Genomic DNA, 14,415 nt, shown 5'->3' on the forward strand with positions numbered 1-14,415 from the left:
TGACATAATCATCCATCGTTTTAAACAACTTCATTGTTGTTCAACCACTTTCATTATATAAATTTCTCCCTTTAAAGTCAATATCCATTAAACGAATTAGTCTCTTACTCCGCGCTTTTTTTATGCAAAAAAACAGCTCAAAAAATCAGCTGTCAACTAACTTTAAGAACCATTTTTATTCATTCACTGATTACTTTTGCCAATCTGCTGGATACGTCACATAAATAAAACGTGCCGTTCCAGAAACTGAAAACTTGATCTGACTTCCTTTAGGGATCAGAATAATTTCTCCAGGACCTGCTGTAATTGTCCGACCATCGATTAGAACATCTAAGCGACCTTCAATAATATAATCCACTTCATCATATTCTAATAACCAATCAAATGTCGTATCTTCCATGACCATCAAACCACATCCTAGACGCGGACTTTCGCCCAACGTAACTAAATCTTTACAGTATACTTTATGTTCTGGATTCCCAGTATCTAAACGATCTTCTTCTGACACATTTAATAATGGAAGTTTGATCGATAAAACGCCACTTGGATCGACGTTTTTTGTGCTATTTTCTACTGAAGCTAATTGCTCAGATAACACTTCTCGAACAAGAGCACGAATTGTTTCTTCATTCAAATTATTCATGATTCTCACCTACTTCGCTTCTTTTTTCAACATCCGATTCGCCATAAACATTGCCACAACAACAGCCGTAATCCCACCAACTAATTTTCCAACGATCATTGGAAAAATCATCTCTTTGGCAACTCCAGCTGTAAACCCTAAGTGGTCGCCCATTACAAAAGCCGCTGACACAGCAAAAGCAACGTTGATTATTTTACCGCGAGGGTCCATGTCTTTCATCATTTGAAACATTGGAATACTATTCGCTAGTGTAGCTACCATTCCTGCCGCAGCAACTTCATTCATTCCTAAGACTTTTCCAAGTTTCATCAAAGGTTTGTTGAACAGTTTTGTGATAACGAACACGAGACAAAAGGCACCTGCTAATGTTAACGCAATTCCGCCAACCACTTCAATTCCTTCTGTTACAGGCGTAATGCCTTCAATAATCGTGACACCAACTAATAATTGTAAAGCGCCTAAAACTAACCCCGCAATGGCCACGATCACGACAAACTTTCCAAATACCGTAAACCCTTTGATCATAGCATCTGGTTTTAGCCATAATCCGATCATGATCAACACCGCAACAAGTAAAATCGGCACAAGATTTTTTAAGATCATCACCACTGGAAAACCAGCAATCACACCACCCACAAAACAACCAAGAGGAATCGTGATCAAACCAGATAAAACGCCTGTAGCTAAATACTGCTGATCTTCTTTTTCAATAATGCCAAGAGCCACTGGAATCGTGAAAACAATGGTAGGTCCCATCATCGCACCAAGAATCGCTCCTGCGAATAAGCCCGCTTGAGGATCTTGTGCTAATTGCATTGCTAAAGGAAATCCCCCCATATCGTTTGCTAATAGAGTTGTTGCAAACATTGCTGGGTCTGCACCTAAAGCTGTATATAAGGGCACTACAACAGGTTTCAAAATATTCGCTAATACAGGTGCTAGCGTGATGATCCCCACCATGGATAGAGCCAAAGAGCCCATTGCCATAATTCCTTCTTCAAACTGCTCACCTAACCCGAATTTATTCCCTAAGCATTTATCGATTGCCCCCAAAACCATGAAAAAAGCAATAATATACATGATTATTTCATTAATACTCATTCACTTCACATCCTACTTTTTTATTGATCTATCTCCACTGAATCAATGATGCCCACAATCACGGCATCTACTGGAATTTCTGGATTTTCTAATGACATTCTGGCAGCACTACCTGTTGAAACTAAGACTAAATCATCCAATCCAGCACCTGTGTTATCAGCTGCTACCAAAGAATGCTGAGGGCCATTGTATTCATCTAATTCAACAACTAAAAATTTTAAACCACTTAGTTTTTCATCTTTTCTGGTTGCCCATAAACTACCTTTTACACGTCCGATGAACATTGCGTCTCCTCATTTCTCATTAGTCCAGCTAATGTTGATTTTTTTCTCACGAATATATTCTTTTGCATAATCTGTGATACTTGTTTGGTCAGATAGTTCTACTGTATTTTGACAGTCGTTGATTCTGTCAGTAAGATCTTTAACAGTTAAATATTTTTTATGTTTCAACGCTTCATAAGGAGGTACAGTTTTTCTATCTGACACGCTTTGTTTTAATTCAGCTAAAGATATAAATGTGCCGCCATAACGATATAATTGAGCTTCAAAATCAAGAATGGTTTTCTTCAATGCATATCTTCCAGCTGTCACTAACGATAGGTATGTTCTACCATCTTTTATGATCACAAATTCGTTGCCCTCTTTGATTGTTTGAACGATTGTTTGTTCCAGTTCATTTTGTGGATTGAAATTCAGCGTATTCGCCAAATTTTCAAAGGAAAGTTCAGTCACAACAACTAGATCATTCTCTTTATTTCGAGAGACTTTGTGCAAATAATCCATATCTTCCCGTGTCAGCCATTTTTGGTTTGTCCCCAAAAGACAATGAGATTGTATCTTGTGTTGTTCAATTTCCGCTAGTCGTTCCATCACTTTTTTAGTGATTTTTTCAACTAAATTATCAAAATCAGTTGTTTTCATGTTTGATCCCTACTTTACAATATGACCCCGGATTCCCTTTTTAAATGAGCAAGCATTCGCTTCATCGTAATCAATGTGCATTGCTGTCGCAAATTTATCACTGACTCTAATCACAACATCATCAAAAATCAAGGAACGTTGATCACTATTGATTCTAACTTTTACGATCTCTCCTTGAGTCACATTCATTTTTTTAGCATCGTTTGTAGAAACATGGACGTGTCGTTTCGCAATAATCAATCCTTTTTCTAGCGGGACAGTTTTATTCCCATTAACGAGTACGATACCTGGTGTCCCTTCAATATCGCCACTTTCTCTTACAGGAACTTTGACTCCTAGTGTCAAGGCATCCGTGCTAGAAATTTCTACTTGAGACGCAGCTCTAGCTGGACCCAATATCACCACATTATGCAATGCACCCTTCGGTCCTAAAAGTGTGACACGTTCTTTTGAAGCATATTGTCCTGGTTGAGATAAGTAGTTGTTGATCGTTAATTGGTATCCTGTTCCAAATAAAACATCGATATGCTCTTGTGATAAATGGACATGACGTCCGCTAGCTTCTACTAAAAAGCTTCGTTCTTCATTGATTTTTGCTACAACTTGATCTACCAAATTATCTATCAGTTGTTCATTCATGCCGTTTTCACCTCTGTTCAAATTTTTACACTCGTTTGTTTAAAACAAAGGAAAAAGCCTCCTTAGTATAAGAGCAAACAAAGACGAAGGAGACCACCTTTTTCTATAATGCTACCTTTTTACTAAGTTTACTTTTTCCTTTGATTTTTTAGCGAAATGTTTTATTTTACTGGTGGTAAAATAGCGTCAACTTCTGTGTGTGGACGTGGAATCACATGAACAGATAATAAATCGCCTACTCGTTCTGCAGCAGCAGCACCTGCATCAACAGCTGCTTTTACAGCACCAACGTCACCGCGAACCATCACTGTTACTAAACCACCGCCGACTTGTTCTTTGCCGATCAATGTTACGTTTGCTGCTTTAACCATGGCATCTGCTGCTTCAATAGCTCCTACTAATCCTTTTGTTTCGATCATTCCTAATGCATTTGCGTTCATAATATAATTCCTCCTAGAGTTTTTTTAGATTCTTTCCTTAATCCATTTTGAATCAAGGCTAAACAATTTATTTACATAATATTAAACAATATTATTGTAACTTAGCTAAAATACGTTCTACTAAAGTATCGACTAATTGATCTTCATTGATTGAAGTTGAAATAGATGAAGCGTTTGGCTCTTCTCTTAAATCTTCAAGTTCACGAACACCGTAAGCGATTCTACGAATGTTAAATAAATTTTCAGGACTGATGTTATCAGAAGTTGAGCTTCCCCCAACAGCACCACATCCTAAAGTCAAAGCTGGCGCCATATTCGTTGTAGCACCAATACCACCAAGAGCACCTGGCGTATTCACTAAAACTCTTGAAACTGGTTTTTTCAAACCAAAAGCACGAATAATCGCATCGTCTTGTGAGTGGATCATCATAGTATGACCAGCGCCTTCATGATAAAGGATATCCATTGATAACTCGCACGCTTCTTCCCAATTTTCAACTGTGTAGAAAGCTAAAATCGGCGCTAGTTTTTCACGTGAATAAGGGACTTTATGACCGACTTTTGTCTCTTCAGCTATCAAGACTCTTGCGTCTTTTGGAATGGTCAAGTTGGTTAATTGTGCAATTGTTTGAACAGACTTTCCAACGATTTGCGGGTTCATGCTGCCATTTGGTCGCATGATGTATTTTTCCAACTGTGCTGACTCAGTCGGAGATAAGAAGTAAGCACCTTGCTTTTTCAATTCCGCGATGACTGCTGCTTTGTTGCTTGTTTCTACAATAATTGATTGTTCTGAAGCACAGATCGTACCATTATCAAATGTTTTGGAATCCATTATGCGTTTAACTGCTAATGGAATATCCGCACTTTTTTCAATATAAGCGGGACCATTACCTGGTCCGACTCCAATAGCAGGCGTTCCAGATGAATAAGCTGCCTTGACCATTGCAGAACCTCCTGTTGCTAGGATCAGCGATGTATCATCATGTTTCATCAATTCAGCTGTTCCTTGCATTGTGGGTTTGACCATACAACTAATGGCGCCTTTTGGACAACCAGCACTTTCCGCTGCTTTAGAAATAATATTGATTGTTTCTAAAATCGCATTCAAGGCATTCGGATGTGGAGAAAAGACGATTGCATTGCCTGCTTTAATTGCGATTAACGCTTTATAGATGACAGTGGATGTGGGATTAGTTGATGGGATCAAGCCTGCCACAACACCTACAGGTACGGCTACATCGATTACTTTTTTCTCATTATCTTCATTCAGAATACCGACTGTCTTCATGTCTTTGATATAATTCCAGACAAATTTTGATGCAAAACTGTTTTTTACAACTTTGTCCTGCCAGATACCAAATCCTGTTTCTTCGTTGGCCATTTTAGCTAATTTTTCACGCGCATCATATGCCACAGTTGCCATTGCTTCACAAATTTTATCGATTTGTTCTTGCGACATCTTTGCTAGTGTTTGTTGTGCTGACTTTGCAGCACTTAGTAAGTCTCTGACTTCTTGGATAGACGCTAAGTCTTTATCAAGGGTTACCATTTGTCAGCCTCCTTCATTTCTTGTCTTTTTTTGCACTCTTTTTATTGGTTGACTTGTTTACTTTTTTGTTATCTCTCTTTGCATCTTTTAGCGTTGCATCAGCTACAATTTCTTCTTCAAAAATTTCTACTTTCAGCTCTTCTACTTGTGAAACAAGTTGTTCTTCCGTAACCTTATTCTCTGGTGCTGTTCCTTCTTTGACAGTTAATTCATCAAGTAAAAGGCTTTGTGTTGCAGGATCCATTCGCGGAATTACATGACTAGCACGGAAACAACCGAGATTTTCAGCAACGACTTTTCCTGCATCAACTGCCGCAGTAATTGCCGCTACATCACCGATCAATTCTATAGTCGTGATACCACCTTTGACTTTTTCTGATTTCAACAATTTAACATTGGCGGCTTTCAGTGCGGCATCTGCTGCACTAATTGCGCCTAAGTAACCCGTTACTTCGATCATTCCTAAAGCTTCTAACATGGTTGGTTTTCACATCCTTTAATAAGTGGTCGGATTTTCAGCAACCATCGCGATAGCATCCGCAAATGCATCACATGCAGCTTTACAAGCTGATTGACTTCCTGTCAATAAGCCTCCGCCGAAATTCGTTTCAGAAGGGGGTCCAAAAAATGCGGCTACTTCAACATCTGCTGCCTTTAACGCTGCATCAAGTCCATACATTGCTTCTAATGGTGGCGCAATCAAGTAAGCTAACGCAGAACCTTCTTTGATCCCTGCTTCTTTCGATAAATAGGTTCCTGTTCGTGAAACACAATGAGCAAAGTATGGAATCGAGTTCTCTTCATTTGCGCTATAAAAACTTGCACCGTTTTCGATTTCTTGAACCGCAACTGCTAAGCCACTTTTAACTTCTGCCGGACTTGGTCCAGCTAATATCCCAATTACTTCTCCAGCTAATTTGGTTGTTGCGTTATCTGCTCCACCGTAAAAACTTTTAGCATAAACGACTTCTACAGCAGCAGCCTTTGTCGCTTCATCTAATGCGACATAGGTCACATCATCACACGTTGCCGTAATCAGTCCCAAACTACGGTGCTCTGGTTCTAATCCTAAAGCTTGTGCCATTGAAGGCGCGACATTTGAAATGACTTTAACACTTAGTACACTTGCACCTAAACGCTCATTCTTCATTCTTTGAAAACCTCCTTATTCTACTTCTTTCAAATCAATACCTGACTTTTTATGTTCCAGCATTTTATGGATCAATTCGGCAATATAAGCTCCTGCTTCAACAGCTGGTGTTCCACCTTTATGGATATTTGAAATGACTGTTCTTCTAGCTTCCGGCATTCCAACGGTCGGTTTATACGCAATGTATGCACTCATTGATTCCGCTGTAACAAGTCCTGGACGCTCACCAATCAAATAACAGACCACTTCTGCTCCTGTTAACTCGGCGATTTGATCCATTGCAGGAACACGTGCATGTTTAATAAAAACAACAGATTCATCATCAAAATCCAACCCGAACATCTTCAAACCTTGTTTGATCGAAGGTAGAATTTCTTTGATGTTGGCTTCGATAGCCGCTGAACTTAACCCATCTCCGACAATAATTTGAACTTTTTGATTTGGTTTAACGTTCGCCTTGATTTTTGCTGTATTTTCTTCATCAAATTGACGACCCAAGTCTGGACGAGTGACATACTCATCTTTATCTTGGCATTTTGTTGCTACTTCAACAAAGTTCATTTCCTTGATCAACGCCTCTGGTACGTATGAAAAAACAGCATCTTGAGCAGCTGCATGATCCGCGCGAAAACGTAACATTGATTGTGTTTTGTAGCGGGGACCACTTCGCCATAGCCCTAAACGAGCAGGTGTTTTAGCCTTCATTTTTAAATAGCCTTCCCGATCAACTGGGTCAGGTACTAAAAATTGTTTACGAATATCTACTTCTGTAATATCATCGATCAAACCATCTTCTACTTGTGCTTGGCTCGATTCATTAGAGGCATACGGATTTACTTGGGTTGTATTTGATTCAATGATTGTTTTTTTTGTGTCTGTCATTTCTTCTAAAATCGAAACGATCATTGATTTGATTTCATTATTATCCACCATTTATGTTTTCACTCCTTTATTTTTTTAAGAATACAGAAGCATCACCAGCTAAATCGGTCAATTGTCCGTTTGCCATGAAGCCCATTTTTTCCATCCATTCTTCAAATTCTTTAATTGGACGTTTGTTCAACATCGCGCGGATCGTCGCTGTTTCATGGAATCCTGTTGTTTGATAATTCAGCATGACATCATCACCATGAGGAATTCCCATGACAAAATTCACACCAGCAGTTCCTAGTAACGTTAACAAGTTTTCAGCATCATTTTGATCTGCCTTCATATGGTTGGTATAACAAACGTCACAGCCCATAGAAATACCTGATAGTTTACCCATGAAGTGATCCTCTAAACCAGCGCGGATAACTTGTTTTGAGTCATATAAGTATTCAGGTCCAATAAAACCAACCACTGTATTCACCATAAATGGATCAAAACGTTTGGCAAACCCGTAGCATCTTGCTTCCATAGTTACTTGGTCAACGCCATAATGAGCATCAGAAGAAAGCTCAGAACCTTGTCCTGTTTCAAAATACATCACGTTCGGTCCTGCCACTTGCCCTTGTTGTAAAGCAAGGTGTTTAGCTTCTGCTATGTCATTAGCGTTAAATCCAAATGCAGTATTGCCTTTTTCGGAACCTGCAATCGATTGAAAAACTAAACCTGTTGGAGCACCTTGTCTCATTGCTTCCATTTGTGTTTTAACATGAGCTAAGACACATGTTTGAGTTGGAATTTCCCATTCACTTCTGAATTCTTCAAACTTCGTTAAAATTCGTTTCACGCTTTCAGTCGAATCGTCAACAGGATTCAAGCCAATAACAGCATCTCCTATTCCGTAGGATAATCCTTCCATCACACTAGCCATGATGCCATCTACATCATCGGTTGGATGATTTGGTTGTAAGCGAACCGAAAAACGTCCTGCTTCACCGATTGTTGTATTCGCTGTTTTAATGATCTTGATTTTTTGAGCGGCATAGATAAGATCTAAGTTTGACATTAGCTTAGCAACAGCTGCGACCATTTCAGACGTCAAACCACGAGCCACTTGTTTAATATCATAATCCGTCGTTTTAAAATCTAAGATCCACTCTCTTAATTCTTCTACCGTCCAATGTTTGATTCGATTATAAGCACGTTGATTCACATCGTCGATGATGATTCTAGTAACTTCATCTTCCTCATAAGGGACTGCGGGATTATTAAATAAATCCTCCATTGTTAACTGCGCTAAGACAACTTTTGCTGCCACTCGTTGTTCAGAGGAAACGGCTGCAACACCTGCCAAGCGGTCTCCTGATTTTTCTTCATTGGCGCGGGCCATCACATCCATCACAGATTCAAATTGATAGACTTTACCAAATAATTTCGTTTTTAAAATCATGAAATAATAGCCTCCTTTATATAGTTTTATAATTAGAAACGCTGTATTTATTCAAACACTAACGTTTTTACTACCACGGGTAAAACACTGCCATCAATAATCGGCGTACCAATATCAACATAATCACCATTTTCAACTTGAATGCCATCGATACACACAAAAGGATAGTCAGGTGGTAAATAATTGAATAAGGCTTGCCCTAGTGATTTCGCATTATCCTCTTCTAAAATCACGATCAGTGGAAATTGGTAAATGATCTGTTCTTCAAAACCAGCTACGATCGACTGAGCTGTATCGATTATTTCCTGAAACGTTGGACTGCTTTTTCCTGATAAACCTAAGGCAACAGCTTGACGCTCATTGTTGACTGAAAACCAATTCAACTTTTCTTTGATGATAGAAGCAAGCTCCTTTGTTTCACTTTGCTCATCTACTTGAGACATTCTCAGTACAGGAACATTTTTGATAGGCAGACTCTTTTGATCATAGGTAATCGTGCTGCCGCTGACTTTGGTCGTATGTGAACCTGCACCAACGACTGTCGCTCGAATCGTTTCAAGCGAGGGAATCACTTTTTTCTCCAGAAATAGTCGAGAGGTTAAAATTGCTTGCCCTAATAGCACGCCAATGTCTCCGTACTGAAATGGATCGGAATGTTCCGTTTGAATACAATCTGCTACACCGCCTGAAAAAGATAAACAGTCTACTTTAGTATCAAGTTTTAACCCTTTGTTGGTGATCAATCGTTCATAATAAGGATTTAAATCCCCGATTCCTACACTGTTTTCAAGAACTGAAACCAATGTTTGGATGATTGGTTTCAGTAATTCAGCCGAAGCTACCATTCCTTCTTTGATCGACCAATTTTCTTTTTGAATGATTTCTTTCAATTTCGGTGCGATATATTGGATGGTTTTGTTTTTTGGATCTACTCGGATCAAACGCCCTCCAATGTCAAAACAGGCAGTATCTAGTAAATCATCATCTTTGAAAAGAACGAGATTCGTCGTTCCTCCACCAATGTCTAAATTGACAACTGATGTATGGTGTTCTTTCGAATAGGTTTGTGCTCCTGCGCCTTTGCCAGCAATGATGCTTTCAAGGTCAGGTCCTGCCGTAGCTACGACAAAATCTCCAGCATAGCCGCTCATTGCTTGTAAAACAGAGCTTGAATTGTCTTTTCTAGCGGTTTCTCCTGTGATGATCACAGCACCGATTTGGATTTCTTCTTTCTTGATGCCTGACTTTATATATTGTTCGTCTAAAAATGTCTTGATCGCTTCAACATCGATGATTCTATGTTCTTTTAACGGGGTAAAGATGATATCACTGCGGAAGATGACTTCTTTTTTTGTGATTTCAATTCTTGGAATCGTGAAAGCGGAAGCCATATTATTCATTGTCAGTTTAGAAATAACCATTTGAGTTGTAGAGGTTCCTAAATCGATTCCCACACTTAGCATTGATTCAGTCATTATTTCACATCCTTCCTATAAAAAAGACGCTTAAAAAACCTCCAAAAGAGTTTTTTTAAGCGTCTTTGCTTGTCTAGATAAACAACCTTGTTTATCCTTATTCTTATTTTTTAAAATAGAAAAATGTTTTCGTACCATTTTGATCAGAAACGACTTCCAATTTTCCACGTAACTTTTCTTTAACATAACTCGTTACGATTTGTAATCCTAAGTTATTTTGTTCGGTGTTTTCTGTTTTATACCCAATTCCGTCATCTTCAATCGAAATATAAACATACTCGTCTTTTTCATAAACGGTCACTTTGATACTTCCGTGATTTCGATTGATAAAAGCATGATCATAACAGTTTTGAATTAGTTCATTGACTACTAACGCAATGGTTACAACAATATCGCTTCCCAAAATAAGTTGATCATCGATTTCTGCTTCCATTGTGATGTGATAGAGCTCTTCGTAACAGTGATGCATATTTTCTATGACTGAGTCTAAAACAGACTTCAACGAAATATTGTCTTCCAACTGTTTTGACAGTAATTCATGGGTTCTCGCAATCGCCATGATTCGATAAACACTTTCAGTCAAAACTTTTTTAGCTTCATCTGTTGAACAACGTCTTGCTTGAATTCTTAAGATAGAAACCACACTTTGAAGATTGTTTTTTACCCGATGATGGATTTCCTTGATCACAACCGCTTTGTCACTGATTTCTGCTTCTTTTTTTCTAACTTCAGTAACATCATGAATAATCACGATCACCGTACCTTCGGCTTCATCAAAGATATATTTCATCTCAAAGTATAAATTCCCAAACTTGATTTCTTTTTCCATCGAGCCTGGTGCATCATTGCGCGAACGTAAGTAGTTTAACTGTTCAAAGGTTGACATATCCAACGAAAGATTATCATAATGCATCCCGAGAATGTCATCTAAGTAACCAAAACCGTGATAGTAGGATTCTGCCGCTCGATTCATCTGAACTAAGTAGCCTTTTCGATTAAATATCAAGATTCCTTCATCAATATTGTCTGTCACAAATTCTTTAGATGTGATCGATATAGGACTATTCTTATAATTCTCAGCTTCGCTTTGCGCAACTAAAAAATGTTTCATTTTTTCATCGACTGAATCTTCAACGATGACGACACCAATATTTTTTCGCTGATTACGAATCGGATAAACTCGTTGCCGTACCATGACATTTTCTTGTGAGCGAGCAAGTAAGCCAACTGTATTCAAAGAGGTTTCAAATGTTCGATAAACGGCTGCTTCATTTTTTCGTTTTGCCTTTTGTCCCACAATATCTTTTGAGTAAAGTGAATTTTTGGAAAGTGGCGGACGCTGAAATACAACGATCGCATCTCCTGTTAGTTCATTCATTACATCAATAAAAACATCGTTATCAGGATATAGATGCCTTGATAGAATTTTCTCAGCTTGAGAGATCAGTTCCTCGATATCTTCTATAGACAGGTCCGTATATTTAGCGCATAATTGTTTGATCTTTATCGTAAAATCAGTCATCTGCAGCCACAAACATTTCTGCAATATCTGCAATCGGACACCGTTTATTCATACTTAAATCTCTTAGTAACTGATAGGCTTGATCTTCTGACATATTTTGTTCGATCATAATAATTCCTTTAGCTTTTTCAATCAATTTTCGATCAGATAACTTTTTCGTCAGTTTCTCAAGTGAGACTTCATATTCTCTCGTCTTGGTTCCTGTAGCAATCGCCACTTCAACCATAGGCGTTAGTGATTTTTCCATGATTGGTTTAATCAGGTAACCACTAATTCCATATTTTTTAGCCTTCTCAATATTCTCTTTATCACTATAGGCCGTTAATAGAATCACGGCTTTCGCATATTTTTCAGCTAAAATTTTTTTACTTGCTTTCAAACCGTCTAAAAGTGGCATACTGATATCCATAATAACTAGATCGGGTTGATGTTGTTTACAGACTTCGATTGCTTCAATACCGTCTGCTGCTTCTGCTACTACGTTGTAGTTTTCCGCTTCCAACATTCCCCGGATATCCATTCTTGTAATAGGTTCATCGTCTACAATGACAATTCTTCCGTTCATAATGGCTCATCCTTTTCTTTATGTTTTTGTGATGTGGGTCTCATTAAACCCTAAAATAGTGCCTAATCCAACAAGGACTTCCGATAATGCTGATTCTACCGATGAAACATCTCCAGTAATGACCACTGACCCACTGAAACGATCGATAAAACCAATTTTTATATCTCCAGCTTTTGTGGCAATATCAACTGCAATGATTGCCGCTTCACTAGGCGTGATCGTTAAGATCCCGATTGCGTTGGTTTCTACATCGATCAATCCTAGTTTTTCATAAATTTCCGGATTAGGATTCGCAATAATATGTGCCAATGTTATTTGTTTGCCTGGTACATATTCTTGGATCATCCGCTGTTTTTCAGTCAATTGGCTCACCTCTTTTTCTTTGTTAATTTACAGTATCACGATTGAGTTAGTGTCATAACATACCGTTGACTAAACAAACTTTATTTAATATTGTCCAAAATTTGCTCGATTTCTGCTTTTGTAGGCACTCTAGGATTTGTTTTTGTACATCCATCAAGTAAAGCACCTTCAGTAATTTCTTCTTTAAATTGCTCAAACGTCTCCGGACTCACTCCTGCTTGTTTCAAACAACTTGGCATTGCTAGTTGTTTTTTTAACTGTTCGATTGCTCGAATCAAGTGTTTCACACCTATTTTTGGGGTTGATTTCTCATAGCCAAGTAACTTCGCTAAGTAAGCATATTTTTCGGCTGTTCGCTCATCATAAGAGTGATTAAAATGACCACATCCTGCATTATATTGGATCACTTCATTCAACAATAGTGTATTCAATCGTCCATGAGGCACATGTAATTTTGCCCCAGCAGCATGAGCAATACCGTGATTGAGACCAAGAGAGGTTAAATTAAACGCCATCCCTGCCATACAAGAAGCATAGTGCATTTGCTCACGGGCTTTTACATCTTCACCATTTTTGTAGCATTTCACTAAGTTTTCAAATACCAGTACGACAACTTTCTCGCATAATGCATCAGAAAGTACATTTGCTTTAGTAGAAACATAGGCTTCAAGTGCATGGGTCAAAACATCCATCCCAGTATCAGCTGTAATATTTCGCGGTGCACTTATCACTAATTCTGATGCTAAGTATGCTTCATCTGGTTGGATCTCAGCTGTTACTAAGGGATATTTCACCCCTTTATCTTGATTCGTGATAACGGAAAAATTGGTCACCTCAGATCCTGTACCGCTTGTTGTCGGAATAACAATAAAGGTTAAGTCTTTGATTTCTCCCAGTTTCTGTGCAAAAAATTTCATCGCTTTTGCAGCATCGATCGGTGAACCACCGCCGACTGCTAAAAGAATTGTTGGAGCAAAAGCTTTCATCGATTCGATACCACTAATAACGTTTTCAATTGGTGGATCTGGAATAACATTACTGAAAATCTTAAGTTCATTTTTTGGGATAAGATGGGTTGTGATTTGCTCGATTTTATTGGATTGGACCATAAATGGATCTGTTACGATAAAAATCCGCTGATTCACATATGTGTTTAAGCCTTCAAGAACTTGTTCTCCAATATGGAGCTTAGTTGGAAAAGTGATTGTTTCCATGTGATTCTCCTTTCGTTTCTTCAAAAAAAACCGCAAAAAAGACGTCTATCATCTTCTTCGCAGCTTCTTTGCTTGCTAAAAAACACCACTTTGTGCTTTTAATTTATTCAGATTATCTTACTTTTTGGATTTTTGAACACAAAAAATAGGCTTCAACCGTTGCATTGTACTTCATCGTACAGATGCCACATTTTTGCGTATACGATTCAGAAATATTTCATTCTGAAACAGTATGTTCAATGTGCCCTATTGCTTTGCCTCGAAACAATAGTACGGGGTACTAAAATAGAAAGACCTGACTTATAGCATTGCTGCTCATTACAGTGGCGGGACCGTATTGGAATCTAACCAAATTTCCATCTAAATCAATACATATTCAATTTCTACATTTGTATTATATCACAATCAAAAAAAGAAACAAGTTTTTTCTGATAAAATCTCTTTTGATTTTTTCTCCCAACGCTTCAAGATTTTCGTTATAATAGAAGAACTATGCCAAACAAAAAAGAGG

16 protein-coding genes and 1 riboswitch are annotated in these 14,415 nt (G+C 38.2%); all 16 genes read right to left on the minus strand.

All coding sequences use genetic code 11. From position 1 onward, the window contains the following. Positions 1 to 190: 190 nt before the first annotated feature. A complete protein-coding gene (locus AC4BB7_RS10640; RefSeq protein WP_490482995.1) occupies positions 191 to 643 on the minus strand; it encodes a cupin domain-containing protein in 453 nt (150 codons plus the stop codon). Positions 644 to 652: 9 nt separating this feature from the next. Continuing rightward, a complete protein-coding gene (gene eutH, locus AC4BB7_RS10645) occupies positions 653 to 1,744 on the minus strand; it encodes an ethanolamine utilization protein EutH (RefSeq protein ID WP_086313482.1) in 1,092 nt (363 codons plus the stop codon). A gap of 20 nt (positions 1,745 to 1,764) precedes the next feature. Beyond that, complete coding sequence (locus AC4BB7_RS10650; protein WP_086313483.1) at positions 1,765 to 2,028, minus strand: EutN/CcmL family microcompartment protein; 264 nt, start codon at positions 2,026 to 2,028, stop codon at positions 1,765 to 1,767. 9 nt (positions 2,029 to 2,037) lie between these two features. Beyond that, the gene (locus AC4BB7_RS10655; protein ID WP_490482996.1) at positions 2,038 to 2,667 is read right to left on the minus strand and encodes a hypothetical protein; all 630 of its coding nucleotides are present in this window, start codon (positions 2,665 to 2,667) and stop codon (positions 2,038 to 2,040) included. Positions 2,668 to 2,676: 9 nt separating this feature from the next. Further along, on the minus strand, positions 2,677 to 3,306 hold the full coding sequence (gene eutD / locus AC4BB7_RS10660) for an ethanolamine utilization phosphate acetyltransferase EutD (RefSeq protein WP_490482997.1): 630 nt from the start codon (positions 3,304 to 3,306) through the stop codon (positions 2,677 to 2,679). Positions 3,307 to 3,467: 161 nt separating this feature from the next. After that, positions 3,468 to 3,746 (minus strand): BMC domain-containing protein, encoded by a 279-nt coding sequence (locus tag AC4BB7_RS10665; RefSeq protein WP_211272478.1) that lies wholly within the window; start codon positions 3,744 to 3,746, stop codon positions 3,468 to 3,470. A gap of 91 nt (positions 3,747 to 3,837) precedes the next feature. Beyond that, complete coding sequence (locus tag AC4BB7_RS10670; protein ID WP_490482998.1) at positions 3,838 to 5,298, minus strand: acetaldehyde dehydrogenase (acetylating); 1,461 nt, start codon at positions 5,296 to 5,298, stop codon at positions 3,838 to 3,840. 13 nt (positions 5,299 to 5,311) lie between these two features. Further along, positions 5,312 to 5,776 (minus strand): BMC domain-containing protein, encoded by a 465-nt coding sequence (locus AC4BB7_RS10675; RefSeq protein WP_086313487.1) that lies wholly within the window; start codon positions 5,774 to 5,776, stop codon positions 5,312 to 5,314. 18 nt (positions 5,777 to 5,794) lie between these two features. Further along, on the minus strand, positions 5,795 to 6,448 hold the full coding sequence (gene eutL, locus AC4BB7_RS10680; protein WP_490482999.1) for an ethanolamine utilization microcompartment protein EutL: 654 nt from the start codon (positions 6,446 to 6,448) through the stop codon (positions 5,795 to 5,797). A 15-nt stretch (positions 6,449 to 6,463) separates the two neighbouring features. Then, entirely contained in the window at positions 6,464 to 7,378 is a 915-nt protein-coding gene (gene eutC, locus AC4BB7_RS10685) for an ethanolamine ammonia-lyase subunit EutC (RefSeq protein WP_490485141.1), read from the minus strand. A gap of 19 nt (positions 7,379 to 7,397) precedes the next feature. Continuing rightward, positions 7,398 to 8,765, minus strand: a complete 1,368-nt coding sequence (locus tag AC4BB7_RS10690; protein WP_086313490.1) for an ethanolamine ammonia-lyase subunit EutB — start codon at positions 8,763 to 8,765, stop codon at positions 7,398 to 7,400. Positions 8,766 to 8,812: 47 nt separating this feature from the next. After that, positions 8,813 to 10,240, minus strand: coding sequence for an ethanolamine ammonia-lyase reactivating factor EutA (eutA, locus tag AC4BB7_RS10695; protein WP_490483000.1), 1,428 nt, complete (start codon positions 10,238 to 10,240; stop codon positions 8,813 to 8,815). 103 nt (positions 10,241 to 10,343) lie between these two features. Beyond that, a complete protein-coding gene (locus AC4BB7_RS10700) occupies positions 10,344 to 11,762 on the minus strand; it encodes a sensor histidine kinase (RefSeq protein WP_490483001.1) in 1,419 nt (472 codons plus the stop codon). Then, on the minus strand, positions 11,755 to 12,327 hold the full coding sequence (locus tag AC4BB7_RS10705; protein WP_490483002.1) for an ANTAR domain-containing response regulator: 573 nt from the start codon (positions 12,325 to 12,327) through the stop codon (positions 11,755 to 11,757). The genes AC4BB7_RS10700 and AC4BB7_RS10705 overlap by 8 nt, the downstream gene beginning before the upstream one ends. 18 nt (positions 12,328 to 12,345) lie before the next feature. Continuing rightward, positions 12,346 to 12,690: an ethanolamine utilization microcompartment protein EutS gene (gene eutS, locus AC4BB7_RS10710; protein ID WP_086313494.1), complete on the minus strand. Its 345-nt coding sequence runs from the start codon at positions 12,688 to 12,690 to the stop codon at positions 12,346 to 12,348. An 80-nt stretch (positions 12,691 to 12,770) separates the two neighbouring features. Beyond that, positions 12,771 to 13,904 carry a 1-propanol dehydrogenase PduQ gene (locus AC4BB7_RS10715; RefSeq protein WP_490483003.1) on the minus strand — a complete coding sequence of 378 codons (1,134 nt, stop codon included), beginning with the start codon at positions 13,902 to 13,904 and terminating at the stop codon, positions 12,771 to 12,773. 239 nt (positions 13,905 to 14,143) lie between these two features. Then, a riboswitch (adenosylcobalamin (AdoCbl) riboswitch) is annotated at positions 14,144 to 14,286 on the minus strand. Positions 14,287 to 14,415 lie beyond the last annotated feature (129 nt).

The organism is Enterococcus sp. AAFC-DPL-5182, from assembly GCF_058216605.1.